This is a genomic window from Pseudomonas sp. KU43P (assembly GCF_033095865.1).
Taxonomy (GTDB): Bacteria; Pseudomonadota; Gammaproteobacteria; order Pseudomonadales; family Pseudomonadaceae; genus Aquipseudomonas.
Window position 1 is genome coordinate 1,330,684 of sequence record NZ_AP019365.1, and the last position, 22,876, is coordinate 1,353,559.

General features: G+C 59.2%; 28 protein-coding genes. 18 read left to right on the forward strand and 10 right to left on the reverse strand.

Translation table 11 applies throughout. The features are described 5' to 3' along the window. Window positions 1-489: 489 nt before the first annotated feature. Both fdxA and mutS read right to left on the reverse strand, forming a co-directional pair. Window positions 490-813 (reverse strand): ferredoxin FdxA, encoded by a 324-nt coding sequence (gene fdxA / locus KU43P_RS05975; RefSeq protein ID WP_016392282.1) that lies wholly within the window; start codon window positions 811-813, stop codon window positions 490-492. A 140-nt stretch (window positions 814-953) separates the two neighbouring features. Beyond that, the gene (gene mutS / locus KU43P_RS05980; RefSeq protein WP_317663745.1) at window positions 954-3,527 is read right to left on the reverse strand and encodes a DNA mismatch repair protein MutS; all 2,574 of its coding nucleotides are present in this window, start codon (window positions 3,525-3,527) and stop codon (window positions 954-956) included. A 216-nt stretch (window positions 3,528-3,743) separates the two neighbouring features. Here mutS and KU43P_RS05985 point away from each other — a divergent pair, with 216 nt between their 5' ends. From KU43P_RS05985 to KU43P_RS05995, 3 genes are read left to right on the forward strand one after another with little or no spacing between them, the layout of a single operon-like run. Beyond that, window positions 3,744-4,724, forward strand: a complete 981-nt coding sequence (locus KU43P_RS05985) for a hypothetical protein (protein WP_317661512.1) — start codon at window positions 3,744-3,746, stop codon at window positions 4,722-4,724. Beyond that, entirely contained in the window at window positions 4,721-5,050 is a 330-nt protein-coding gene (locus KU43P_RS05990; protein WP_317661514.1) for a DUF4325 domain-containing protein, read from the forward strand. The genes KU43P_RS05985 and KU43P_RS05990 overlap by 4 nt, the downstream gene beginning before the upstream one ends. Then, window positions 5,050-5,496 carry a hypothetical protein gene (locus KU43P_RS05995; RefSeq protein ID WP_317661516.1) on the forward strand — a complete coding sequence of 149 codons (447 nt, stop codon included), beginning with the start codon at window positions 5,050-5,052 and terminating at the stop codon, window positions 5,494-5,496. The genes KU43P_RS05990 and KU43P_RS05995 overlap by 1 nt, the downstream gene beginning before the upstream one ends. Here the strand turns inward: KU43P_RS05995 and KU43P_RS06000 are convergent. The 8 genes from KU43P_RS06000 to KU43P_RS06035 form a co-directional block, all read right to left on the reverse strand. Further along, the gene (locus tag KU43P_RS06000) at window positions 5,481-6,728 is read right to left on the reverse strand and encodes a site-specific integrase (protein WP_317661518.1); all 1,248 of its coding nucleotides are present in this window, start codon (window positions 6,726-6,728) and stop codon (window positions 5,481-5,483) included. The genes KU43P_RS05995 and KU43P_RS06000 overlap by 16 nt on opposite strands. A gap of 160 nt (window positions 6,729-6,888) precedes the next feature. Beyond that, complete coding sequence (locus KU43P_RS06005) at window positions 6,889-7,212, reverse strand: hypothetical protein (RefSeq protein WP_317661519.1); 324 nt, start codon at window positions 7,210-7,212, stop codon at window positions 6,889-6,891. After that, the gene (locus tag KU43P_RS06010) at window positions 7,209-7,412 is read right to left on the reverse strand and encodes a hypothetical protein (protein ID WP_317661520.1); all 204 of its coding nucleotides are present in this window, start codon (window positions 7,410-7,412) and stop codon (window positions 7,209-7,211) included. Before KU43P_RS06010 ends, KU43P_RS06005 begins: the two co-directional genes overlap by 4 nt. Beyond that, entirely contained in the window at window positions 7,405-7,605 is a 201-nt protein-coding gene (locus tag KU43P_RS06015) for a hypothetical protein (protein ID WP_317661521.1), read from the reverse strand. The genes KU43P_RS06010 and KU43P_RS06015 overlap by 8 nt, the downstream gene beginning before the upstream one ends. Continuing rightward, a complete protein-coding gene (locus KU43P_RS06020; RefSeq protein WP_317661523.1) occupies window positions 7,602-8,102 on the reverse strand; it encodes a hypothetical protein in 501 nt (166 codons plus the stop codon). The genes KU43P_RS06015 and KU43P_RS06020 overlap by 4 nt, the downstream gene beginning before the upstream one ends. An 84-nt stretch (window positions 8,103-8,186) precedes the next feature. After that, a complete protein-coding gene (locus tag KU43P_RS06025; RefSeq protein WP_317661525.1) occupies window positions 8,187-8,432 on the reverse strand; it encodes a pyocin activator PrtN family protein in 246 nt (81 codons plus the stop codon). After that, window positions 8,429-8,938 (reverse strand): hypothetical protein, encoded by a 510-nt coding sequence (locus KU43P_RS06030; RefSeq protein ID WP_317661526.1) that lies wholly within the window; start codon window positions 8,936-8,938, stop codon window positions 8,429-8,431. Before KU43P_RS06030 ends, KU43P_RS06025 begins: the two co-directional genes overlap by 4 nt. 298 nt (window positions 8,939-9,236) lie before the next feature. Continuing rightward, window positions 9,237-9,938: a S24 family peptidase gene (locus KU43P_RS06035; protein WP_317661527.1), complete on the reverse strand. Its 702-nt coding sequence runs from the start codon at window positions 9,936-9,938 to the stop codon at window positions 9,237-9,239. Between the two features lie 97 nt (window positions 9,939-10,035). Here KU43P_RS06035 and KU43P_RS06040 point away from each other — a divergent pair, with 97 nt between their 5' ends. The 15 genes from KU43P_RS06040 (at window position 10,036) to KU43P_RS06110 (ending at window position 22,829) form a co-directional block, all read left to right on the forward strand. Then, complete coding sequence (locus KU43P_RS06040; RefSeq protein ID WP_317661528.1) at window positions 10,036-10,260, forward strand: transcriptional regulator; 225 nt, start codon at window positions 10,036-10,038, stop codon at window positions 10,258-10,260. Between the two features lie 215 nt (window positions 10,261-10,475). Then, window positions 10,476-10,964, forward strand: a complete 489-nt coding sequence (locus KU43P_RS06045) for a phage regulatory CII family protein (protein WP_274084643.1) — start codon at window positions 10,476-10,478, stop codon at window positions 10,962-10,964. Continuing rightward, the gene (locus tag KU43P_RS06050; protein ID WP_317661530.1) at window positions 10,957-11,160 is read left to right on the forward strand and encodes a TraR/DksA C4-type zinc finger protein; all 204 of its coding nucleotides are present in this window, start codon (window positions 10,957-10,959) and stop codon (window positions 11,158-11,160) included. The genes KU43P_RS06045 and KU43P_RS06050 overlap by 8 nt, the downstream gene beginning before the upstream one ends. Continuing rightward, complete coding sequence (locus KU43P_RS06055) at window positions 11,157-13,937, forward strand: bifunctional DNA primase/polymerase (protein WP_317661531.1); 2,781 nt, start codon at window positions 11,157-11,159, stop codon at window positions 13,935-13,937. Before KU43P_RS06050 ends, KU43P_RS06055 begins: the two co-directional genes overlap by 4 nt. Window positions 13,938-14,262: 325 nt before the next feature. After that, window positions 14,263-14,811 (forward strand): hypothetical protein, encoded by a 549-nt coding sequence (locus KU43P_RS06060; protein ID WP_317661532.1) that lies wholly within the window; start codon window positions 14,263-14,265, stop codon window positions 14,809-14,811. 208 nt (window positions 14,812-15,019) lie between these two features. Then, window positions 15,020-15,361, forward strand: coding sequence for a phage holin family protein (locus tag KU43P_RS06065; RefSeq protein ID WP_161551255.1), 342 nt, complete (start codon window positions 15,020-15,022; stop codon window positions 15,359-15,361). Continuing rightward, on the forward strand, window positions 15,351-15,716 hold the full coding sequence (locus KU43P_RS06070) for an HNH endonuclease signature motif containing protein (RefSeq protein ID WP_317661535.1): 366 nt from the start codon (window positions 15,351-15,353) through the stop codon (window positions 15,714-15,716). Before KU43P_RS06065 ends, KU43P_RS06070 begins: the two co-directional genes overlap by 11 nt. 141 nt (window positions 15,717-15,857) lie before the next feature. Then, window positions 15,858-16,391, forward strand: coding sequence for a phage terminase small subunit P27 family (locus KU43P_RS06075; protein ID WP_186719970.1), 534 nt, complete (start codon window positions 15,858-15,860; stop codon window positions 16,389-16,391). Then, window positions 16,354-18,186 carry a terminase large subunit gene (locus tag KU43P_RS06080; protein ID WP_186719972.1) on the forward strand — a complete coding sequence of 611 codons (1,833 nt, stop codon included), beginning with the start codon at window positions 16,354-16,356 and terminating at the stop codon, window positions 18,184-18,186. The genes KU43P_RS06075 and KU43P_RS06080 overlap by 38 nt, the downstream gene beginning before the upstream one ends. Next, complete coding sequence (locus KU43P_RS06085; protein ID WP_186719974.1) at window positions 18,183-18,359, forward strand: hypothetical protein; 177 nt, start codon at window positions 18,183-18,185, stop codon at window positions 18,357-18,359. The genes KU43P_RS06080 and KU43P_RS06085 overlap by 4 nt, the downstream gene beginning before the upstream one ends. Before the next feature lie 2 nt (window positions 18,360-18,361). Continuing rightward, window positions 18,362-19,630, forward strand: a complete 1,269-nt coding sequence (locus tag KU43P_RS06090) for a phage portal protein (protein ID WP_317661541.1) — start codon at window positions 18,362-18,364, stop codon at window positions 19,628-19,630. Further along, window positions 19,627-20,574, forward strand: coding sequence for a S49 family peptidase (locus KU43P_RS06095; RefSeq protein ID WP_317661542.1), 948 nt, complete (start codon window positions 19,627-19,629; stop codon window positions 20,572-20,574). The genes KU43P_RS06090 and KU43P_RS06095 overlap by 4 nt, the downstream gene beginning before the upstream one ends. 63 nt (window positions 20,575-20,637) lie before the next feature. Then, window positions 20,638-21,960: a phage major capsid protein gene (locus KU43P_RS06100; RefSeq protein ID WP_317661543.1), complete on the forward strand. Its 1,323-nt coding sequence runs from the start codon at window positions 20,638-20,640 to the stop codon at window positions 21,958-21,960. A 45-nt stretch (window positions 21,961-22,005) separates the two neighbouring features. Then, window positions 22,006-22,275, forward strand: a complete 270-nt coding sequence (locus tag KU43P_RS06105) for a hypothetical protein (protein ID WP_317661545.1) — start codon at window positions 22,006-22,008, stop codon at window positions 22,273-22,275. A 2-nt stretch (window positions 22,276-22,277) separates the two neighbouring features. Continuing rightward, window positions 22,278-22,829, forward strand: a complete 552-nt coding sequence (locus tag KU43P_RS06110) for a hypothetical protein (RefSeq protein WP_317661547.1) — start codon at window positions 22,278-22,280, stop codon at window positions 22,827-22,829. Window positions 22,830-22,876 lie beyond the last annotated feature (47 nt).

A 22,876-nucleotide genomic window follows, 5' to 3' on the forward strand; every position in this document is an offset into this window, starting at 1 on the left:
AAGCCCGCGCGATCTCTGTGGGAGCCGAAGCCGGCTGCCGCAGGGGAGCGGTTTACACCGCGAAATGGCCATCAAACATTATGTATCGCGCTACCGGCGTTGCATTGCTTGTAAGCCTTTGCTTACTCGTTGTGTAAGCCATCCATGTAATGACTAGTAAATCATTGTCGTTTCCAAACCCTGCAAATTCGTAATTCATTGAAAACATTGAATTTTATAGATTTGTGGAAATGTATCCTCGGTAATGTCTTGTGAGGTATGGCGGTTGCCTGCCCCGCGGAAATCGCTAGTATTCGAACTGTGCACACGGACACGCACAGGCATTCAGGACGAAAGCCAAGGACATCGCAAGAAGCGATTTCATCAGGATGATGTTTGGGACAAGCAGGGACTACGGAAAAAATGTGGGCGGGTCAAACCGCCCCTTTTTTTTGCCCGCGCAAAAATGAAAAAAGGCCCGTTGCGGGCCTTTTTCGTGTCTGGGCGCTATCAGCGCTCCAGATCGGCAATCTTGCCTGGCTTGCCATCCCACTCTTCAGCGTCAGGCAGGGCATCCTTACGTTCGGTGATGTTCGGCCAGATTTCCGCCAGCTCTGCGTTGAGCTCGATGAAGTTTTCCATGCCGGCAGGCACTTCGTCTTCCGAGAAGATCGCTTGGGCCGGGCATTCAGGCTCGCACAGTGCACAGTCGATGCACTCGTCCGGGTGAATCACCAGGAAGTTCGGGCCTTCGTAGAAGCAGTCCACCGGACAGACTTCCACGCAGTCGGTGTATTTGCATTTGATGCAGTTGTCGGTGACGACGAAGGTCATTTCTAGTTTTCTCCTCAGGCGACGGCGGCGGCCCTTCCTCTCAGGGCCGCGCGGTTTACGGGTACATGGCTGCAGGCCAGGCTAATAACCTGCAGCACCAGCAAACCGCGGCGGATTCTACCAGCTTGTAGTGGGCGCCGTTATAACAGGTTCTTTAGTTGATATAGCATTTCGATAGCTTGACGCGGGGTCATGTCATCCAGCTCCAGCTTGCCCAGCTTCTCGATGGCCGGGTGTGGCAGGCTGGCGAACAGGTCGCTCTGGTGCGGTACGTGCGGCTCGCCCTTGGCTTTGCTCGCTACCACCGGCTCAGCCGGCAGGCTGGCGGTTTCCAGGCGGCCCAGGTGCTCGCGGGCCCGCTGGATGACTGGCCCTGGTACACCCGCCAGCTGGGCCACGGCCAGGCCGTAGCTCTGGCTGGCCGGGCCGGGCAGCACATGGTGCAGGAACACGATGCGTTCGTTGTGCTCGGTGGCGTTCAAGTGCACGTTGGCCACCAGCGGCTCACTCTCTGGCAGCACGGTCAGCTCGAAATAGTGAGTGGCGAACAGCGTATAGGCGCGCAGTTGCGCCAGGCGCTCGGCTGCAGCCCAGGCCAGCGACAGGCCGTCGAAGGTGCTGGTGCCCCGGCCCACTTCGTCCATCAGTACCAGGCTGCGGTCGGTGGCGTTGTGCAGGATATTGGCGGTTTCGCTCATCTCGACCATGAACGTCGAACGCCCGCCGGCCAGGTCGTCGCTTGAGCCGATGCGAGTGAAGATGCGGTCGACCAGTGACAGCTCGCAGCTGGCCGCCGGGACGAAGCTGCCGATGTGCGCCATCAGCACGATCAGGGCGGTCTGGCGCATGTAGGTGGATTTACCGCCCATGTTCGGGCCGGTGATGATCAGCATGCGCGTGCTGTTGTCCAGGCTCAGGTCGTTGGCCACGAACGGTGTGGTCAGCACCTGCTCAACCACCGGGTGGCGGCCCTGGTCGATACGCAGGCATGGTTCGTCGACGAAGCGTGGGCAGTTCAGGTCGAGGGTCAGCGCACGCTCGGCCAGGTTGCTCAGCACATCCAGCTCGGCCAGCGCGGCGGCGCTGTCCTGCAGCGGTGCAAGATGGCTGATCAGGGTTTCCAGCAGTGCGTCATAGAGCATCTTTTCGCGGGCAAGGGCGCGACTCTTGGCCGACAGCGCCTTGTCTTCGAAAGCCTTGAGCTCCGGTGTGATGAAGCGTTCGGCGCCCTTGAGGGTCTGGCGGCGAATATAGTCGCCTGGTGCCTGTTCGGCCTGCTTGGTGGGTAGTTCGATGAAGTAGCCGTGCACGCGGTTGTAGCCGACCTTGAGGTTGGCAAGGCCGGTGCGGGCTTTTTCGCGGGCTTCCAGGTCGATCAGGAACTGGCCGGCGTTCTCGCTGATGGCCAGCAGTTCGTCCAGCTCGCTGTCGTAGCCGGCCTTGAGCACGCCGCCGTCGCGGATGACCGCTGGCGGGGTGTCGATGATCGCCCGCTCCAGCAGGCTGGCCAGCTCGGGGTAGGTGCCGGTGATGGCGGCCAGGCGCGCCAGGTGAGGCGCCTCCAGTTCAGCCATGGCGTTCTGCAGTTCAGGCAGGGCGCCGAGGGCATCGCGCAGGCGCGCCAGGTCGCGTGGGCGGGCATTGCGCAGGCCGATACGGGCGAGAATCCGCTCGATATCGCCAATTTCCTTGAGCTGAGGCTGCAGTTTTTCGAAGCGGTAGCCATCGAGCAGGCAGCGGATCGAATCCTGTCGTGCCAGCAACACCTTGGGGTCGCGCAGCGGGCGGTTCAGCCAACGCGTCAACAGGCGGCTGGCCATGGCGGTCTGGCAGCGGTCGATCACCGACTGCAGGGTGTTGTCACGGCCACCGGCCAGGTTGATGTCCAGCTCCAAGTTACGGCGGCTGGCGCCGTCGAGGATCACCGTGTCATCCAGGCGCTCGTGGCGCAGACTGCGCAGGTGGGGCAGAGCGGTACGCTGGGTTTCCTTGGCGTAGGTCAGCAGGCAGCCGGCAGCGCCAATGGCCAGGGTCAGCTTGTCGCAGCCGAAGCCTTTGAGGTCCTTGGTCGCGAACTGCTGGCACAGGGCTTTGCGCGCCGAGTCACGGTCGAAGTCCCACGGCGCGCGACGGCGTGCGCCCGGGCGCTTCTCGGCCGGCAGGTCACGCGGCCAGTCGTCGGGGATCAGCAGTTCGACCGGGTTCAGGCGTTCGAGCTCGGCCAGCAGGTTTTCCCAGCCCTTGATTTCCTGAACGCTGAAATTGCCGCTGGTAATGTCCAGCACCGCCAGGCCGAACAGGCGCTCGTCACCCAGCAGTGCTGCAATCAGGTTGTCGCGGCGCTCGTCCAGCAGCGCCTCGTCACTGACCGTGCCCGGGGTGATGATACGCACCACCTGGCGCTCGACCGGGCCCTTGCTGGTGGCCGGGTCGCCGATCTGCTCGCAGATCACCACCGACTCGCCAAGCTTGACCAGCTTGGCCAGGTAGCCTTCCAGCGAATGGAACGGAATTCCGCACATGGGGATGGACTGGCCCGCTGACTGACCGCGTGCGGTCAGCGTGATATCCAGCAGTTTCGCGGCTTTTTTCGCATCTTCGTAGAAGATTTCGTAAAAGTCGCCCATGCGGTAGAACATCAGCTGATCCGGGTGCTGGTTTTTCAGCTTCCAGTACTGCTGCATCATTGGGGTGTGTGCGGAGAAGTCAGAAATTGCTTTGTTCATCAGTAGCTTATCGAAAATCTCTGAGCCGGCTGGGGCAAAAATGGGGCTGCGGGAGGCTTTTTTCGCTCGGACCAGCCGTTTGGCACGTAGGGTATCACGAGAGGGCGTGGCGGAAGAACGCGTGGCTTGAATCATACATCTAAGCGGCTGTCAAAGCAGAGAGAAACGAGGCATCATCGCTCGTTCACAGGACTTGAAGTCGACATGATGACGATCTCTCTGGAAAAAAAGCTCTGGCTTCCTGATGGCCAGCCACCAGGCAATACAATCACTAAGACTGTTAAGTCCCCCGAGCGTCTGTGCCTCTATAGAGCTGAGTGGTATGACGAAACGTTAGCGTTTTTCAACGAATTCGATACGCTTGTACTTCGTCAGGGTTTTTATGTTGTATTAGATTTTTCTGACCTTAAAGAACTGACCGCAGCTGCATCCCTAATGCTCTTTGCTAAGGTTACGCGTTGCCAGTGCTGTGTGCCCAAAGTTTTTGCTTACCCTGGTGCAGTAGTGAGTTATATCCTGCCCGAAGACAAGGCGGTCCGAGATGTTTTCAGGAAAAGTGGTTTATGGGCCGCCATTAAGCCGGGCGGTGAGAGTAAGCTAGATCGTCTCTGGAATGATATTAATAATCCGTATAAGACTGGTAATGATCCGTCGAGTCAGATGGGCGCAATTATTGAGCAGCTACTGAAGCAGGTTGGCAAACTGCCGAGGAAGATTGTGTCTGCTTTACAGGAGTCTTATTTAAATATCGCTCATCATGCGTATGAAGGCTTTAAAGGCGGTCCTGTTCCTCTGCATGAATTTATGGTTGGCAGGTGGTGGCAGTTTGTGAAATGGAATCCTAAGGCCAATAGGCTGTCGCTGGTTTTATATGATATGGGTGTAGGCATTCCAGACTCTATAAGGCCTATTAGTCATGCGGTGGAGCAGAAGGTCTCTGACTGTGCTAGTATTGCTCTAGCTATGAAATCCGGTGTGACAAGATTCAAGATTCAGGGGCGTGGTCGAGGTTTTAATGACATTAAAAGCCCTATTGATGCTAACCCCAGTGCCGAATATCTGTTGGTTTTTAGCGGTAACGGTCTGGTAGTGTATAGAAGTGGTAAGAAGGTAGAGGAAAAGTTGCACGGATTTAGTATTGGTGGCACTCTCATAGAGTGGACATTTTCAGGAGTCGGAAAATGAACGTTCATACAATTGACATGCAGCAGTTTTCTAGGACGCCTTTTGGCCGCTATGCTGATGATGGTACAGGTAACGGCACGGCATTCCGTGAAAATTACCTTTATGGCCCTATGGCAGATCCAAGTGTAGATCTAGTGGTCGTAAAGTTGGACTCAGTAGCTCCAGGTTATGAGTATGGTTCTTCTTTCTTGGAAGAAGCTTTCGGCGGGCTGGTTAGGGTTCATCATCTGGATGGGTCAATGGTTTTACGAAAACTCAAGGTTGATACTGAATTTCCTGACTATGCTATGGAGATACGTAGTTACATTGAAGAGGCAGGTGCTTGATGGCGTTGTTTGTTAGTCTAATATCGCCGTTTTTAGTCCTTGCAGGATGGTTTTTTGTTTATCGGAACTCTAATAGGATTGCGAAGCGTTCCGAGTCTTATGCTCTTGTCACCAAGGCGCTGGATAAGGTATTGGATATTGATAAGCGCTGTGTGGAATTCTGGGCTGGTAGCAAAGATAAGAGAGAGTCGGCAGTGGTCTGGGTGGCAGGGACCCTTTCTCTTTTGCATGGGTTGCGGACTCTCTTGGAGATTCTCGAAAAACATCACGGTTTTCCGGATAAGGACTTGTTGATGATGATGCTTCGTATGTCTGCGACCTTGGATGCTGAATATATTGATAAGCTCAGCGATGAGCAGGTTGCTAAAAAAAGAGTGAAGCAGGCAGAAGCTTTGAGCTTTGCTCTTCACTCTTTATATGGTTACTATCGTCAGAAATGCGACTGATAAACCTTAATCGACTGCCAGATTCTATTAAGTTCAGAGGTGGACTCGTCATCCATCCACTTCGCATAGACCTCTACCAGCATCGAGAAGTCCTTGTGCCCCATCTGCTTCGCGATGAACGCAAGGTTTCCTCGGGCAGTTAGGCACCAGCAAGCGTAGGTGTGCCGCGTCTGGTACGGGCGCCTTGGTCGGATACCGGCGCGGCGCTGAATCCCTGCCCATTTCGTATTCCAAGCAGTTGAGACGAACCACTCGTTGATTACCTTTTTCCGTGCCTGGGTGCTTGGCGACAGGAGCGGGGTGACCGACTCGTCTCGCCATTCGTGCCGGTTGTGGTACACCCGGATGTCTCGCTTGGGGTGCTTGGCCACGATGGCTATCAGTGTTCTGCAGGCCTCGATCGCTGGCTCCATTAACAGCACTGTGCGGGGCTTACCTGTCTTGGGAAGTTTGAATGTGCCGTCGGCGGTGATCGCCCTGGTTATTTCAATCTTCCCCGCCTGTAGGTCGATGTCTTCCACAGCCAGTGCGCAGAGCTCGCCTGGGCGCAGTCCGGTGTAGACGGCAAGCGTGGTTGCCGCCACATCTTGAGGATGCAGGCAGCCCTTTGTGACGAGCAGGTCGAACTCCTCGTGCGTTAGTGGATCCGGCTCTTTCTCGCTCATGGCAAAGCGGGTGCACGCAGCAGCGAGCCCGGCCACGCAGTACTTGTTGTTCTCGCACCAGCTGAGGAAGCCGGCGAAGGTGGCCAAGTAATGGTTGGCGGTCGATGGGGCGCGAGTCTCGATCAGTCGCGCCCGGAGTAGGTGGATATCCTCGGGCAGCAGGATGCCTGCCAATCGATCCTTTCCCACCAGCTCGACGCATATGTCGATGGCGTACGCGTATTTCTCCTCGGTCATGGGGGTGATGTCGATGGCCTTCAGCGGTTTGTAGCGTTCTGCCAGTGCCTCCAGGCGCTCGTCCTTTGCGCTGCTGTAGTTCCCGGCATGCTTCGAGTTCGGGAAGTGTCGCCCGTACTCGAAGGTATTGGTCTTGATCTCATGAAGAATCGCCGCCCTGAGTAGGGCGGCATGTTTGATGTTGGCTTTGGTCACCGGCAGGCCAAGGGACTCACGGCAGCGGATGCGGCGCCACATGAAGACGATCCGCAAGTTGCCGCCGTGTATCTCGATACCAGTGTGCTTCGCCAGCTCGGCCTCTAGGCCACTTGTGATGCGCTCTCGGCCCACTTGTCATACTCTGCGATGTTGATGGTTATGCGGCCGTCAGGGGCCTTCCGCCAAATTCGGCCTTGTGCCCAGGTTCCGTTTTTCACCTTGTGGCGAATGGCGTCTTCGGAATAGCCAGTTAGCTCGGCTGCGCGATTGATAAGTACCCAGCGAGGTGTGCTCATTTACTCACCTCGTTGCTGCTCACTGCTTCGCTGCCATTTTCCAGCGCTTCAACTGGCGAGGTTGGCTTGTCAGGATGGATGTTGTTGTCGGGCGTACCGCCCTCCGCATTGTTGAGGCTTCGGTAAGGCGATGCATCTGCGCGGCGCTTCTCATTGGTTGTGAGGCCCGACACTTTGCGGATCTGTGAGCAGCGTTCGTGGTTTCCGCGCGTGCGAGTGGTGTTGCAGACGTCGCACATGACCGACATGGCGGGACGGCTGAAGGTCTGCACGCCCTTGGCGTCCCTGGCGTTCGGTATATAAGTGGATGTATTGATCACAGCGAGTACCTCTCATGGGCTCGGCGGGAGTTCGGGCTCAGTGCCAGTTGCTCAGGGGGCGTGCCGCTATCAATAGTCGATGAGGTGCCTGTCACAGGGCGGTTGGTGGGGGTGGTGCGGTCGAGCTTGATCAGGGCGAGAATCAGTGCCACAGCTAGCATCAAGCTGATCAGCTGCCAGGTACGTGTTGAATTACCCATGTCGGCGTCCCTCACTGATCTGTCTGATTACCTGCTTGCTGGCAAGGTTGAACAGCTCGTCGGCGGAAACCGGCGTGACGGACTGCTCGAAGTTGCTGACGGCGTCAAACCGAGTGCGGTACAGCCCGGCCCGGCCGAGCCAAGCCGCTGCGTCGAGTTTTGCGTCAGGTGCTGGATGATCGTGCAAGCTCATACTGCATTCCCCGCTGTCGCAGTGCTGGCCGGAGTGGTGCGCAGTTGCGAGTGGATGCGCATGGCGAGCGCTTGGATGTCTTGGTGTTGTTGCATGGCCCGGGTGCACCACGGCTCTGTGCCTTGGGCGGCCTTCCACGTTTTCTTAGCCAGGGCCAGTGTCTCGCTGGCATTGATCAGCAAGTCGTAGTCGGACTTGGTCACGGCAAGTCCGGTATAGGACATGATCCGTTCTTCAAGCTCTTTGATCGTGCGTCTGAGTGCTGCCACGGCCATGTGATGCTTGCGTTGGTCGGCATCGGTATTGATCCGAGCTTCGTCCAGATCGTCTCTGAGTCCTTTGATCTGCAGTTTGAGGTCAGCTTTATGCAGCTGCTTGCCCACTTCAATGCCGCGGTTGAAGGCGCGGTGGCGCGCTTTGGGAATAATGAAAGTTAGGGCGATCAGTGAGATCAGCCACAGGATGCCCATGGCGAGAACTTGTTGATGCGGTTGCATGTGCTGTGCTCCAAATGAGCCCGCCGCCGTGGGTTTGAGAGCCGGTGACGGGCTTGATGCCCCTGATGGCCGGGGTCGCCTGGTTCAAGCGAATTGGTTGGCTGACTCAGCTTGGCGATCGATGTATGCGGCCAGGTTGGTCAGGTAAACCACGTGCTGAGCCTTCGCCGAGTTGTGCAGCTTGCTCAGCTTCAAGTCGATCTGGCCCTTATTGATGAGCTCCCTGAGCCGACGGTCAGAGCCGATGTGAGGGAAGTAGCGCTCCCTCACTGCGGACAATGTCGGGCAGGGTGTGGCGAACTCGCTACGTAGGTGTTCCAGCGTGCTCACGCGCACTTCCCGAGGCCTTCGGGGCCGGGCTGGAGCTTTGCGCGTACTGCGGCGGCGAGGTGCTCTTTGCAGGTCCCGGTGACCGCGACGCAAACATCGCCCTGGTCGTTGGTCACGACTGCACCCAGGGGTAGCTCACGGTTGACGGTTGCGATGACGTATGCGGTCTGACCGGTTTGGAGCACCTCTTCCACGCTTACCTGCGCCTCCATGAGTGCGAGCGCCTCTTCCGACTGTGCGCCGGAGTCAGAGCGGCCATTAGCAAGGTTTTGCAGGAAGTCCCGCAGGGACTGGCACTTGGTGGAGAGTCCACGTGGAAGGCTCAAGCTGCTAAGCAGCGGTCCAATCGTCACCTTGATTCGGTGATGGGTTGCGTCGTTCTCGATCTCGAGCTGCGCGTCGACGGACACTTCCGGCCGTAGCAACTTGCAGATCGCTGAGCCGCCCTTATCCAGAGTGCTCTGCAGCAGCATGATCTGGCGGAGAGGTATCTGGAACTCGCTCATACCGCACCTCCAGTACCAGCTATAGCGTGGGCTTTGCCACTCGGTGAGACGACTAACTGCAAACCGGTGCTGCGCTGGAATGCCTGGATCTTTGCAAGGCTGCTGCAGGCGGTGGGATGTATCAGGACCGCGACCGATCCGTTGTGCTGTGCTGATTTCATTCTTCCGTGTCCTTGATGTGAGAGAGGGGCACGGGGCTGAAATTAGCAAAGGCTAAATAATTGTTCAATAGCAAATGCTAAATTATAAGGGCGTGGTTGCGCTCCGGCAGATGACCGGTATTGCGCAACCTGGGTTGTTAGAGCTTCTTAGCGTTCCATGCCAGCAAGACGCGGGCCTGTATGTGCATTCGCTCGATCATCGACTCATCAATCATGATCGGTGGGTAGATGGGATTATCAGAAATCATCCGCAAGAGGCCTCCGGTCAGGCGCTGTAGGCGCTTGATGTAGAGGTCGCCGTCGAGGGTGAAGACATAGATTGCGTCGGTTTTTACCTCGGTAATGCCGCGATCTACAAGAAGGGCGTCTCCATCTGCGAACGTCCCAGACATACTGTCGCCGTCACCGGTGATGATGGCCAGGTTGTCGACGTTCGAAAAGCTGAGGCCTTGCATCCTGAGCCAGTCGAGGTGAACCGTCATGTCGCGGATAACTTCAATGTGCATTGGGGCTGCCTTGCCATTCCCCATGGATGCCGCGATATCCAGATGCGGGATCAGCACGAAGTTCTTGTCCTTTGCCGGCCGGGTTGGCAGGCGAAGCACGTTTGCTGGGGCTGCAGTGGAGGGCTCCTCCAGCGGAGGAGACGTCAGCGTCCCTGCTGCAAGTCCAATCTTGAGTTCGAGATTTAGCGCAGCCTTCTCCCCCAGCTTGCGATGGCCGTTGAGAAGCTGCGACAGGTACGACGCGTCCAGGTCATGAGCCTCGGCGAATTCCTTTTGGCTCAGGGTACCCATGATCGTACGGAGGGAGGCGATACGCCTTTCATTGATGTCCATTTGTCGATGATTGCTTTCCGTTAGCAAACAGTAAATTACGTTTTGCTATTGCCTTGATAATTAGCAATTGCTAATCTCTTCGCCAATGGAGGTGTCTATGACGCTTAGCGATTACTTGAAGACGATGGACAAGGAAGGGCTCGATGGCCTCGCACGGCGTTGCGGGACATCGGTTGGCCAGTTGAAACAGGTGGCATATGGGAACCGGCGCGCAAGCGCGGGATTGGCGGTCAATTTGGATCGGGAAACAGGAGGGCAAATTCTCTGTGAGTCGCTACGGCCGGATATCGACTGGGGCTACTTGAGACAGGGAAAGCATTAAGAACGCTGGGCCAGGACTCTCACCTCCCAACCCAGCTATGACAGAGCAGAGCACCATCACTCCCGTCATCCGGCGGCCTCTCACCACAAGAATGGCCGGATGACTGCAACCGCATGTCGTGCTCCACAGCACGCAAAGCGCAACATACCGGTCGTGGTCACAGGATAGGGCGTACGCATCCCTGTGGCTACACCGTTAACTGAGGTTTAACGGTTATGAGTCGCATCGACACCCTGCCGGACACAGGTCCGGCTCTTTCCCTACGTCATGCACTGTATCGCGCAGGTCGCGAATATAAAGGCGGTCTCACCACGCTGGCTTTCGATATGGGCATGGACTTTGACGCCCTGCAGAAGAAGCTGAAGCATGACGAAGAGCGCCGTTGGCTCAACCCTGACGAGCTTGAAGAGGTACTGCAGTGGACCTCTGATAAGCGCGTCCTTGATGCCCTGGGTAGGGCAGCAGGGGTGGTCTGGTATCGCCCGCAGCCGATTCCTGCAACCAATGAGCAACTGAAGGCGGTCGCCCAGCTGCTTGAGGAAGCGGCGCAGTTTGTCAGCAGCATGCATGAAGGCGCAGCTGACAACGTCTGGGAAAGGCATGAAGTCCAGAAGCTTGAAGCCTGTGGGATGGACGTCATTCGCCAGGTACTTGCAATCACTGCAGGTGCGCGCCAAGCCATGGAGGACGAAGCCCATGGCTGACGCCGTAGATTTCGCCAACGATCACGCCGAGTACTTCCTGCAGCTGTCGCTACAGCGTCTTGCTCGACTCCCCGAAAAGCCCAGCGCCCAGTTCTGCGAGGACTGCGACGGGGCGATACCGCTGGCACGTCAGCAGTCTGTCGCAGGTTGCGAGACCTGTGTCGATTGCCAGGAGCTACGGGAGCTCCGGAGATGAACGAGCGCCCAACTCCTGCCACAGCTGATTGGGCGCGGCGTTACATTGAAATCTTCGGTCTCGCCCTGGTTCCCATCGAGCCAGGTGAGAAGGGGCCGAAGGGGGCCGGCTGGAACAAGCCAGGTGGCTATTTCACGGATGCCTCGAATGCTGAAGCCTTCTGGACTGCGAGCCCGAATCACAACCTCGGCGTTGTGCTCGGGCCGAGTCGTGTCTGCTCGCTCGACGTTGATGACATTGAGCTGACCCGCCAAGTTCTGCAACAGACCCTTGGCCTCGACGTCGATGCTCTGGCAGATGCGTATCCGACCTCCGTGGGCAACCCGGAGCGGTTCCGCGTTATGTTCCGCGTGCCCGAAGGTGTGGAGCTGAGTCGCCACGCCCTGGTCTGGCCGAACAAGAACGATCCCGATGGCACTATTTACAAGGGGCTCATGGCGCAAGTGAAGGCCGCGCAGGAGGAAGGCGATGCTGCCCGCGAGGCAGCTTTCCGCATGGCGGCTGAGCCCTTCAAGAAAGTGACGGTTTTCGAGCTTCGGGGCGGCCTGGTACAAGACGTCTTGCCGCCGTCCATCCATCCAGGCACCCGTAAGCCCTACACATGGCGTACCCCGCCGAGTGCCGAAGGGCTACCAGAGTTGCCGGCTGACTTGCTGGCCATCTGGCAGGATTGGGACGAGTTCAAGCCGAAGGGGGAGGCTGTTTGCCCGTGGAAGCCGAAGACGGCAACGCTTGTGCCTGCTGCCCGCCCCTCGTCCAGGCCATTACCAGCTGCTGCACGATCTGGTGATCGGCTACCTGAGGTAATTCCTGAATTCAACCGCATCCATGACATCGCCACGATGATCGAGGCGCACGGCTACAAGCGCATCGACGGGAAGTGGTTGAGCCCGCACAGCAGCTCTGGTGCGCCTGGCGTGACTATCACGGATGGCAAGCTGTACTCGCATCACACATCGGATCCGCTGGCGAACGGGCACAAGAACGACGCGTTCGATGTTTTCTGCATACTAATGCACGACGGGGACCAGAGGGCTGCGACCAGGGCGGCTGCTCAGCTCCTCGGCATTGACGCGAAATCTCGTCCGCCAGCACCGCCGCCATTGGGCGAGCTTCCCCGTACCCCATCGGTGGTTGAGCAGGCCGACCAAGGGCCAGTCGTCGACAGTAATGTCGATCACCTTCCCCGCACCCCATCGGACGTCGAGGCGCCGAGCCCGGCCGGCTTCTCGGCCAACGGGGGGGCAGGGGGTGGCACCTTCGATATGGAAGTTGCGATGCGGCGTTTCGCCCTGGTCGAAGGCACCACCAGTGTGTGGGACTTGGACAAAGGGAAGTCGATGAAACGGACAGGCTTCGAGGCCCTGGTCGGCAAGCCGCTCGCGAAGGAGTGGATGGAGCGGACAGACAAGAAGCTCATCGCCTCCGAGAAGGTGGCTGAGCTTGAGCAGGCCCGAAAAATGTCCAGTAAGAAGGGTGGGGCGCTAAAGCTGGAGCCGCTCGATCGGTACATCTACATCGATGGTACGAAAGAGGCCTGGGATCGCGAGAAGAAACGCCGTCTACCTGAGGGCAGCGTGAAAATGGCCTTGGGTGACGCCTATCAGCTCTGGTTGAACAGCCCGGAACGGCGGGTGGTGGACGTCGACCACATCGTGTTCGACCCGACGATGACCAAGGATCCGGCGATCTACATCAACACGTTCGAGGGCTTGCCGCTTGAGCCTGCCCGCGACGACGCGGCTTGCGAGAATCTGCGTTGGCTGATCTCGTTCCTTTGCAACCATGACGCAGAGGCGTTGGACTGGCTGGTGAAGTGGCTGGCGTACCCGCTGCAGCATATGGGCGCGAAGCTGGACACGGCGATCCTGTTCCACTCGACCATGGAAGGCTCGGGCAAGAGCCTGCTGTTCGCAGACATCATGGGCGAGTTGTACGGTGAGTACGGTGCCACCGTTGGGCAAGACCAGCTGGAGGGCAGCTTCAACGCTTGGCGAAGCGGCAAGCTCTGGGCTGTGTTCGAAGAAGTCGTGAGCCGTGACCAGCGCTACAACCAGGTCGGCAAGATCAAGCACATGATCACCGGCAAAACGGTGCGCATGGAGTCGAAGTTTATCAACGGCTGGGAAGAGACCAACCACATGAACGCGGCTTTCTTGAGCAACGAGATCATGCCGTGGCCGATCAGCGAAGACGACCGCCGAATGCTGGTCATGTGGCCCTTGGAGACGCTTCCCGCTGAGAGGCAGAAGGCAATCGCCAGGGAGCTGGCGAACGGTGGGGTGGCTGCATTGTACGGATGGCTGCTGAGCGTCGACCTCGAGGACTTCAATCAGCGCACGCGTCCACCGAAGACCGAGGCCCGGCAGCGCCTGGTTGAGCTGAGCCGTACGGCCTGGCAGACCTTCTTCCACCTCTGGCGAAATGGTGAGCTTGGGTACGGCCTATGGGGCTGCTGCCTGACCTCGGATGTGTACGCCATGTTCATTGAGTGGTGCGCCCACAACAAGGAGCATGCGATGAGCCAGACCAAGTTCTCACTGATGCTCAGTGCGAAGGTAGAGAAGACGAGGGCCATCCCCTGGACGGACTGTTCCACGGAGCACGGGATGCGTCGTTTCGCAGCGTTCTTCATGCCCAACGATGGTGATCCTTCCCTGCCCCCATCCATGAATGCGGCCGTGCTGGGCAAGAACGTTCGCGAGTGGCGCGAGCGAGCGAAGCTCGCGGGCTGGACGGTGGAAGCCTGGGACCACATCAAGAGGGTTGCAGCATGACTCAGCCGGTAAGCGTGTTGGGTGTGTTGGGTTGGTGTTGGGTTGGTTTCTGCAAGTCAACACAGGTTTACGCCCCGGAATCTGTGGCTTGGCAGCGTTGTGTGTTGAGTGTGTTGGGTTCGCGCACGCGCGCGCGCATGCGACCTACTTCAACAGCAGGAATTGAACGGGGAATAAATCTCTATGCGAACCCTGAAAATCCCAACACACCCAACACACTAAACACTGCTGTTCCAAATCCATTGAATTCATTGGGCTTCGTGTGTGTTGGGTTTGTGTCGGGTTGGCTAAATGTGTGTTGGGTGCTGATTTCGGAGGAATGGCGATGACGATGGACCAGGAAAGATGCCTTCAACGCCAGGTGCAAGTGGCCCAGCACCTGAAAGACATGGCGGAATTGATTGACCAGGCGGAGCGCCTGCGGCTGGTGGGCGGGCTAATGCAGCACTGGGGCGAGCAGCGTAGGCAATTGGGGCTGGAAGCCAGCCTTGGCAGCCAGATGGGCACGATCATGGAGTGGAAGGGAGCGGCACCACGCACAGGGTCGTCAGGTGCGCGGATCCTGATGGCGGGCGCCGGCCTGGATCACGCTGCCGCGGAAGTCGACGCAGCCGTTGCTGAGTTGGCACGCGGGGACAAACGGGCGGCAACGCTGGCCAAGTTGGCCGAGCTGCGTTACGTCCATCAGGTTACGATCAGGGAGCAGATGCGCGAGGTCGGGCTTGCTGAAGGTGCGGAGCGGACCTACCGGAATTGGGTCAAGTCGCTGCACCTGCGAGTGTTCGCCCTGCTGGCTGCCCGCGCTGGCCGAGCGCGACGCTATACCGTTCGTCGGGTCGGCATGCGACTTGTGTGCAACATTGATGCGACATAGCCACCACATGGCGACGAACCGAAAACAGGCTCTTTTCGGTTTTTCCGGTGCCATGTAAAAAGTCCCCACGATATCAAAAGTGCGCTTAGGCGCTTACCCCACAAGCACTGTGCTGTGCAACCCGCCCCGCTCTGTCGGTGCATCGAGAACCCTGCCACCTGGCGGGGTTTTCTTTTTCCGGCGCCGTGCTTTTGCCAATGAGGCCTGCATGAACAGCGAGCAACAAGCATTAGTCGAGATGCCGATCTGGATGGTGATCATTCTTTCCTTAGTCGGCGGTGTGTCGGGTGAGATGTGGAGGGCTGACAAAGCTGGGGTCCGTGGTTGGGCGCTGGTTCGGCGCATCATCTTGCGCTCGGGTGCCTGCATTGTTTGCGGCCTGTCCACCATCATGCTGCTGTATTCGATGGGGGCATCGCTCTGGGCGGCTGCAGCGTTCGGGTGCCTGACCGCGATGGCAGGTGCTGATGTCGCTATCAGCCTTTACGAACGTTGGGCAGCGAAGCGGCTGGGCGTTTGCGAAGTGCCGCCGGTGAGCCGTGAAGGGTAACGAACGGCGGGGCAGTAGCGCATCGCGTGGCTACGGTCACCGCTGGCGGTTGGCTCGGGAGGTGTTTCTCGGGGCCAACCCGTTCTGCTCAATGTGTTCGACGGCCTTCCGGCCGGTGGCTGCCACGGTGGTAGACCACAAGGTCGCGCCCCGTCTGCAGGAGGCAAAGGAATTCGGTGACCCTGACAAGATCAAGGCCGCGTGGAAGCTGTTCTGGGATCAGGGCAACTGGCAGCCACTGTGCAAACTGTGCCATGACTCGGTGAAGCAGAGGCTGGAGCGCAGCGGGCGGGTGGCTGGCTGCAGCCCGTCCGGCATGCCGCTTGACCCCAACCACCACTGGAACCGGCGTTGAGCCGACCCCCGCCCGCCCTGGTCTGCCGGGGTAGGGGGGGTAAAAAACTTTTTGCTCGCCCTCTCGTTGACCGCATGCCCACCTCCGTGTGCAAAACCGGGAAAAATGGAGGAGGGGGGGTATCAGATTTTGGAGGTTTCCATGGCCGGAAACGGTAACTCCGGGCGGCCTGGGCTGCCCGCATCGGTGCATCTGCTCAACGGCAACCGCAGCAAGCTTTCACCTGCGCAGCTGATGAACGAAATCAAAGACCCTGCGGTGCCGGTCGGCGTGCCGCCTATGCCGGACTTCCTCACGGGCGACGCGGCCGCTGAGTGGACACGCATCACTGAGGCGCTACTTGCACTGGGTTGGGTGTCACGGCTCGACCAGTTGGCGCTTGCGACGTACTGCCAGGCCTACGGCGACTGGCTGCGCTTCCAGCGTTTGATCGCTGAGCGCAATGCTCAGTCACTGGACGGCCTGGGCGGTGAGGTGCAGACCTTCAAGACCGGCGCGCAGCAGACCCATGTGCTGCGCCAGTTGGCCAACGACGCTGAGAAGCGAGCCAACGCGGCCGGTGCTCAGTTCGGGTTATCTCCCCTGGCGCGCCGGAACATGAGAGCCGCACCGGCGGCACAAGGAGATTTGTTCCCGAATGCAGAACGAGACGCTGCCTCAAAGTATTTCAGCTGACTGCCGGGTAAAGGCGTTTGCGGACCAGGTGCTGGCCGGTTCAATCGTCGCCGGGCCGGATGTTCGCAACGCTGCGCGGCGCCATCTGTTGGACCTGGACAGCGGGCATGAGCGCGGGTTGATCTGGAATGCCGAAGCTGCCTTACGCGCCATAGGTTTTTTCGAAGACGTGCTTCGATTGAACGGTGGCGACTTTGAGGGGCTGCCCTTTCGCCTCGCACCGTGGCAAGCGTTCATCGTCGGTAGCCTGTTTGGCTGGTACACCGATGATGGCTACCGCCGGTTTCGCCAGGCGTACATCGAAACCGGCAAGGGCTCGGGCAAGTCGCCGCTTGTTGGCGGGATCGGCCTTTATGGCTTGGTTGCTGACGGCGAGCAACGAGCGGAGGTGTATGCAGCGGCCACGAAAAAGGACCAGGCGCAGATCCTGTTCCGCGATGCGGTAGCGATGGTCAACATGGCGCCGCATCTTGCCGGGCGTCTTGTCCAGTCCGGACGTGATGAGAAGGTCTGGAACCTTTTCTATCCCGCGACCAACAGTTTTTTCCGCCCGATCAGCTCCGACGACGGCCAGTCCGGCCCCCGGCCCCATGTGGCGTTGATCGATGAGCTGCATGAGCACAAGACCGCCAGTGCCGTGAACATGATGCGAGCCGGTACCAAGTTCCGGCGCCGGGCATTGATCGTGATGATCACCAACAGTGGTTCCGATAAGGGCTCGGTGTGTGGCCAGTATCACGACCTTGGTGTGCGAATCTGTGAAGGAAAAGAGCATAACGACGCGTTCTTTGCCTTCATCTGCTCGCTCGATAAGGGGGACGACCCTTTCAAGGACGAAGCGTGCTGGCCGAAGGTGAACCCGTCGCTGGACTACATCCTTGAGGGGCAGACCGATGGCATTCCTGGTCGTAAGTATCTGCGTGAGCAGGTGGCCGAGGCTAAGGGGTTGCCAGCCAAGGAGGCTGTGGTCAGGCGCCTGAATTTCTGCGAGTGGACACAGGCGACATCGCCGTGGCTGTCGTGGGAAATCTGGAGCGGTGCGGCCGAGCGGGTGCCGATGCGAGTTCTACGCAACAGGCCATGCGTCGGCGGGCTCGACTTATCCAGCACCACGGACCTGACGGCGTTCGTGCTGATGTTCAGCCCAACGCCTTACGACCCTCATTGGCGCTCTCTGTCGTATTTCTGGATCCCCGACGAGGACCTGGTGGGGCGGGAGAAACGCGACCGTGTTCCGTACCTGCAGTGGATCAAAGAGCGCCACCTTGAAACGACGCCGGGTCGGGCCATCAGCAAGCTGCACGTGCTCAGGCGGCTACAGACGATCTGCGATTTCTTCGACGTGCGGCGTATTGCCTACGATCGATGGCGGATCGAGGACCTACTGCAGCTGATGACCGACAACGGCATCACGCTGCCGGAGCTCAAGCCTTTTGGCCAAGGTTTTAAGGACATGGGGCCGGCGGTGGATGAGTTCGAGCGGCGCTTGTTGGGCCGCAAGGCCGAGCCATCTGAGGTGATCGAGCTGGACCCCGAGGATTTCGAGGTTGTGTCGGAGGTCACCACGGTCTCAGAGGTGGTCGAGACCCTGCTGCACGACGACAACCCCGTGATGACCTGGAACGCAGGCAACGCGGTGATCGTCTTCGACCCAGCCAACAATCGGAAGGTCGACAAATCCAAAGCCACGGGCCGTATCGACGGCATTGTCGCTGCTGTGATGGCGGTTGGCATCAGCAGCGACATTTCCGAAGCATCAGGCACGTCGGTTTACGACGAAGGGGTAGGTATATGAAGTTGGTAATTGCATCCTGGGTGGCGGGCCTTCTGGGCTTCGCGCTGCTGGTCGCGGGTGTCTGGATGGTGCATCGACCTGCCGCATTCATCGTCGCGGGGGTAGGGCTGTTGGTCTGGGCCAAGTTGGCCGATCAGGCAGCGGCGCACCAAGTGGCAAGGGAAGGAGGCTGACCATGTTCTTTTCCAGCTTGCTCGCTTCGGGCGCGGGCACGTTGACCAATCCGGACAGCGGCTTTTGGCGCGGTCTGCTCGGTGGCGGTCGAAGCTCGGCTGGTGTAGCGGTAACGCCAGAGTCTGCGCTTGCCCTGCCCATCCTGCAAAACTGCGTCACCTTGCTGGCCGAAACGGTGGCGCAGCTGCCTCTTGACCTGTTCCAGCGCAAGGATAAGGGGCAACGGGATGCGGCGATCAATCACCCGTTGTACGACGTGCTGCGCTATCAGCCCAACCCGTTCCAAACACCCTGTGAATACATGGAGCGGCACCAGGGGGCGGCCGGCCTGCGGGGTAACGCCTTCAGCTTCATCGACCGGCGCGAAGACGGCAACGTCACGGCGCTGTGGTCACTAAAGAACGAGCAGGTCCAGGTGCTTAAGGGCGCCGATCTGTTGCCTTACTACCGGATTGGTACCAGCGAGTCGGTGCCCATGCGGATGGTGCATCACGTTCGCTGGTTCGGTACGAACCCTTATGTCGGGCTGTCACCCATAGAGTTGCATGCTGACGCGATTGGGCTGACTCAGGCGGTACGCCAGTACACCGGCAAAAGCTTTGCCAACGGCGTGGCCGTGTCCGGCGTGATCGAGCGACCCCGCGAGGCACCCGCGATTAAAGATCAGGGCACCATCGACAAGATCGTCGATCAGTGGGGGCAGAAGTTCGGCGGTATGGACAACGCCAAGAAAGTCGCCCTGCTGCAGGAAGGCATGACCTTCAAGCCGGTGTCGATGACCAACGTTGACGCTGAAATCGTCGGCATCATGAAGCTGACCGGCCTGGACATTGCGCGGATCTACAAGATACCCCTGCCCATGGTGAACGACCTGGAGAAGTCGAACTACAACACCCTGGAGCAGTTGATGATCCAGTTCGTGGTGTTCGCCTTACTGCCCTGGGTGAAGCGCCATGAACAAGCGATGATGCGCGACTTCCTGCTGCCGAAGGATCGCCGGGAATACTTCATTGAGTTCAACCTGTCCGGGCTGCTGCGCGGCGACCAGAAAAGCCGCTATGAGGCTTACGCTATCGGTCGCCAGTGGGGTTGGCTGAGCGTGAACGACATCCGGCGGTTGGAGAACATGCCGCCCGTGCAGGGCGGTGATATCTACCTGCAGCCCCTCAACATGGTTGACGCTGGCAAGCAGCCCGACCTGAACAACCCCACCGTGCGCGCCCAGCTGGAGCTGCAGCACGCCGAGATCGGGAGGATCCTCGCCCAATGAGTAAGCGCTATCTGCGGGCCTCCAGCCTGCTGTTCAATCAACCCCTGCTGGTCACGCCAGACATGCTCGACCTGGGCGTGCGTTGGGCCAATCAAACCATGAGCCTCAACATCATCAACCTCGGAGGCAGCTCGGCCCAGCTCTGGAAGGATGATGATCCGATCGACCGGGTGGCCTACGCAGACGAGCAGCGGCGCAATGCCATTGCCCAGACCGGGATTGAGGTCATCCCGGTCAGCGGTGTGCTGGTCAGTCGCGGCAGTCACCTTAACGCGTGCGAAACCATGACCAGTTACGAAGGGCTGCGCTCCCAGCTGCAGCGCGCAGTAGCTGATCCATTGGTCGAACACATCGTGCTGGATATCGACAGTCCTGGTGGCTCTGCCGTGGGCGCCTTCGAGCTGGCCGAGGATATCCGGGCGATGACCGCGCAGAAGCCTATCACCGGCTTGGTGAACTTCATGGCGTACAGCGGCGGCTACCTGATCGGCTCGGCGTGCAGCGAGATCGTGGTTAGTCGCACTAGCGGTGTCGGCTCCATCGGGGTGATTGCCAGTCACATGGACCGTTCGAAGATGGAAGAGGGGATGGGGGTCAAGGTGACCACGGTGTATGCCGGGGCACACAAGAACGACCTCTCGCCGCATGAGCCCATTACTGAGCAGTCGATGAAGTTCCTCAACGAGCTGGTGCAGGAGAGTTACCAGATGTTTGTCAGTGCTGTTGCCGAGTATCGCGGCCTTCCGCTTGCCAAAGTGATTGGCACCGAGGCTGCGCTCTATCGCGGTCAGAATGCAATCAATGCAGGCCTGGCTGACCGCCTGCAGAACCCTCAACACACCGTTGACGAGCTGTCTCGAGCCGTTGCGCAGAACCGTGCAACACGCCAGACGGGCCGTATCAGCGTGCGAGCAGCAGCGTTAGCGATGCAGTCGCTCGCCTGATTCCACCGTATCAACTGTATCTCGACCCGCCTAGTGCGGGTTTTTTTATGCCCAGGAGGCAGCATGTCCCTTGTACTTCAAATGCGTAACGAGCGCGCCGGCCTGGTCGCCCAGGTGCAGGCCCTTGCCCAAATCGAGGCAGGCGGCGGTAGCTTGACCGCCGAGCAGTTGCAGCAATTCACCAGCCTCGAAACGCAGATCAATGATCTGACGGCCAAGATCAAGCGTGCCGAGTCGGCCGAGCAGCTGGCTGCAGCCAGCGCGGTACCTATCACCGAGTCGGCTCAAGGCGTCACTGGCCCGCCGGGCAGCAATATTTCCGGCCCATTCAGCGAAAAGGCCAAGCCTGGTACCGGCATGGCGCAGATGGCTCGTTTGTTGGCCTCTGCCCACGGCAACCAGCAGACAGCCGCCCAAATGGCGAAGGACGGCGGTTTCCCCGCTGATGTCCACATGGCGTTGAGCGTCGTAACTCCGGGTGCCGGCGGTGTGCTGGTGCCGCAGAATTTCGCTACCGAGGTCATCGAGTCGCTTCGGCCGGTGTCCATTGTCCGCAAGATGGGCGTCACCAGCTTGCCGCTGAACAACGGCAACCTGACCCAGCCGCGTATCACCGGCAACACCGTGGTGACATACATCGGCAGCGATACCGATATCCCGATCACCGGCATGGCGTTCGCCGACACCAAGCTTTCGGCGAAAAAGGCCGCCGCTATCGTGCCGATTTCCAATGACCTGTTAGCCATGAGCGGGGTTAACCCTCGGGTCGATGGCCTTGTGCTCAGTGACCTGACCGTGAGCATGGGCCTGTCGGAGGATCTGCACTTTATCCGCGCTGATGGCTCTGGCTCGCTGCCCAAGGGGATGCGCTACTGGGCGCTGCCGTTCAACGTCTTGCCAGCGCCTGCGGTCGATGGCCTGACGCTGGAAAAGATCGACCTGTTCCTGGGCGGCATGATGCTGCGCCTGGAAACCGCGAACGTGATGATGAAGTCGTGCGGCTGGCTGATGGCGCCGCGTGTGTTGCGTTGGCTGCAGGCGCTGCGTGACGGCAACGGCAACAAGGCCTATCCGGAGATCGATCAGGGCATGCTGAAAGGCTACCCAGTCGGTTTGAGCAACCAGATTCCGGTCAACCTCGGCGCCGACGGCAATGAAACCGAGATCTACTTCGTCAACTTCGCCGACTGCATGATCGGCGAGGACATGGACCTGACCCTGAGCTTCAGCAACGAGGCCTCCTACAAGGACGCCGAGGGCAACATGGTCAGCGCCTTCCAGCGTGACCAGACCTTGCTGCGTGTCATCGCGAAACACGACTTCGGCCCGCGTCACGTCGAGAGCATCGTGGTGGCGGTCGCCGTGAAGTGGGGCGCAGGCATGTAATCCCTGGCCCCGGATTGGCCGGGGCCGCTCGACTGGATGGAAGTTATGGCAAAGGTAATTGTTGTGTTCACCGGTTCCTGGCGCGGTTACAGCAAGGGCGAAGTGGCGGGCTTCGAGGAAAATGTTGCGCAGTCGCTGATCGAAGGCGGCCGTGCTGAGCTGCACGACGGCAAGAAAACTGGCAAGTCCAGTGGTGGTAAGGGCAAGCCCGCTCCGGCGGCGAAAGAGCCACCCCAGCCCGGCCCGTCGACGGAGCCACCACCGAATCCGGATTCGACCACCGCTGATCCGGATGACGACGAAGAGAAACCCTGATCATGGCGCGTCGCATCGCCTACACGGGGGCGCCCGTGCTGACGTTGGAACAGGTGGCATTTCAGTGCCGGGCTGAGCCAGAAGACCTGCAGCCCGAGCTGATCGACCTGATCATCATCCCTGGGGTTACTGCACAGGGTGAATCGAAAACAGGGGCGGCGATCCGTGAAGCAATCTACGAGGAGGACTGGCCGGCGACGTATCCGTCGGGCCATTCGTTGGACATTGGCCAGGTGGTTGCCGTCGAGTCCGTGGTGGTGCTGGGAGAAACTGGCCAGGTGACTCCCTTCACCGGCCAGCTGGAGCTTAGCCAGGGTGGTAAGGAGAGTTATCTGCTTTTCCCTGGTGGCCGTCCTGCTGGCCGGCTTCGCATCCGGTACCGCGCCGGGGTGGACTTAGAGGCTCACCCCGGTGTGTTGAGCTGGTTGCTGATGGCGGCGGAAACGGCGTTCACCCACCGCGGACTGTTGGTTGTGAGGCAATCCCTTGCCGAAGTGCCGTCGAGCTTCGTTGACCATCTGCTGGCGGATGTCACTGTTCCTCCGAGGTTCTAATCATGGCATTGCGAGTGAGTACGCGGGCACCTGCCTCGGGTGAGTTG

Excerpts from the sequence above, each read along its gene's own strand:
- KU43P_RS06105 (WP_317661545.1), top strand. The coding sequence starts at position 22,006 with ATGGCAAAGGTAATTGTTGTGTTCACCGGTTCCTGGCGCGGTTACAGC.
- fdxA (WP_016392282.1), bottom strand. The coding sequence starts at position 813 with ATGACCTTCGTCGTCACCGACAACTGCATCAAATGCAAATACACCGAC.
- KU43P_RS06095 (WP_317661542.1), top strand. The coding sequence starts at position 19,627 with ATGAGTAAGCGCTATCTGCGGGCCTCCAGCCTGCTGTTCAATCAACCC.
- KU43P_RS06020 (WP_317661523.1), bottom strand. The coding sequence starts at position 8,102 with ATGCAACCGCATCAACAAGTTCTCGCCATGGGCATCCTGTGGCTGATC.
- KU43P_RS06045 (WP_274084643.1), top strand. The coding sequence starts at position 10,476 with ATGAGTCGCATCGACACCCTGCCGGACACAGGTCCGGCTCTTTCCCTA.
- KU43P_RS06055 (WP_317661531.1), top strand. The coding sequence starts at position 11,157 with ATGAACGAGCGCCCAACTCCTGCCACAGCTGATTGGGCGCGGCGTTAC.
- KU43P_RS06065 (WP_161551255.1), top strand. The coding sequence starts at position 15,020 with ATGAACAGCGAGCAACAAGCATTAGTCGAGATGCCGATCTGGATGGTG.
- KU43P_RS06090 (WP_317661541.1), top strand. The coding sequence starts at position 18,362 with ATGTTCTTTTCCAGCTTGCTCGCTTCGGGCGCGGGCACGTTGACCAAT.
- KU43P_RS06035 (WP_317661527.1), bottom strand. The coding sequence starts at position 9,938 with ATGGACATCAATGAAAGGCGTATCGCCTCCCTCCGTACGATCATGGGT.
- KU43P_RS06080 (WP_186719972.1), top strand. The coding sequence starts at position 16,354 with ATGCAGAACGAGACGCTGCCTCAAAGTATTTCAGCTGACTGCCGGGTA.
- KU43P_RS06050 (WP_317661530.1), top strand. The coding sequence starts at position 10,957 with ATGGCTGACGCCGTAGATTTCGCCAACGATCACGCCGAGTACTTCCTG.
- KU43P_RS06040 (WP_317661528.1), top strand. The coding sequence starts at position 10,036 with ATGACGCTTAGCGATTACTTGAAGACGATGGACAAGGAAGGGCTCGAT.
- KU43P_RS06015 (WP_317661521.1), bottom strand. The coding sequence starts at position 7,605 with ATGAGCTTGCACGATCATCCAGCACCTGACGCAAAACTCGACGCAGCG.
- KU43P_RS05995 (WP_317661516.1), top strand. The coding sequence starts at position 5,050 with ATGGCGTTGTTTGTTAGTCTAATATCGCCGTTTTTAGTCCTTGCAGGA.
- KU43P_RS06030 (WP_317661526.1), bottom strand. The coding sequence starts at position 8,938 with ATGAGCGAGTTCCAGATACCTCTCCGCCAGATCATGCTGCTGCAGAGC.
- KU43P_RS05990 (WP_317661514.1), top strand. The coding sequence starts at position 4,721 with ATGAACGTTCATACAATTGACATGCAGCAGTTTTCTAGGACGCCTTTT.
- KU43P_RS06085 (WP_186719974.1), top strand. The coding sequence starts at position 18,183 with ATGAAGTTGGTAATTGCATCCTGGGTGGCGGGCCTTCTGGGCTTCGCG.
- KU43P_RS05985 (WP_317661512.1), top strand. The coding sequence starts at position 3,744 with ATGATGACGATCTCTCTGGAAAAAAAGCTCTGGCTTCCTGATGGCCAG.
- KU43P_RS06010 (WP_317661520.1), bottom strand. The coding sequence starts at position 7,412 with ATGGGTAATTCAACACGTACCTGGCAGCTGATCAGCTTGATGCTAGCT.
- KU43P_RS06110 (WP_317661547.1), top strand. The coding sequence starts at position 22,278 with ATGGCGCGTCGCATCGCCTACACGGGGGCGCCCGTGCTGACGTTGGAA.
- KU43P_RS06075 (WP_186719970.1), top strand. The coding sequence starts at position 15,858 with ATGGCCGGAAACGGTAACTCCGGGCGGCCTGGGCTGCCCGCATCGGTG.
- KU43P_RS06060 (WP_317661532.1), top strand. The coding sequence starts at position 14,263 with ATGACGATGGACCAGGAAAGATGCCTTCAACGCCAGGTGCAAGTGGCC.
- KU43P_RS06100 (WP_317661543.1), top strand. The coding sequence starts at position 20,638 with ATGTCCCTTGTACTTCAAATGCGTAACGAGCGCGCCGGCCTGGTCGCC.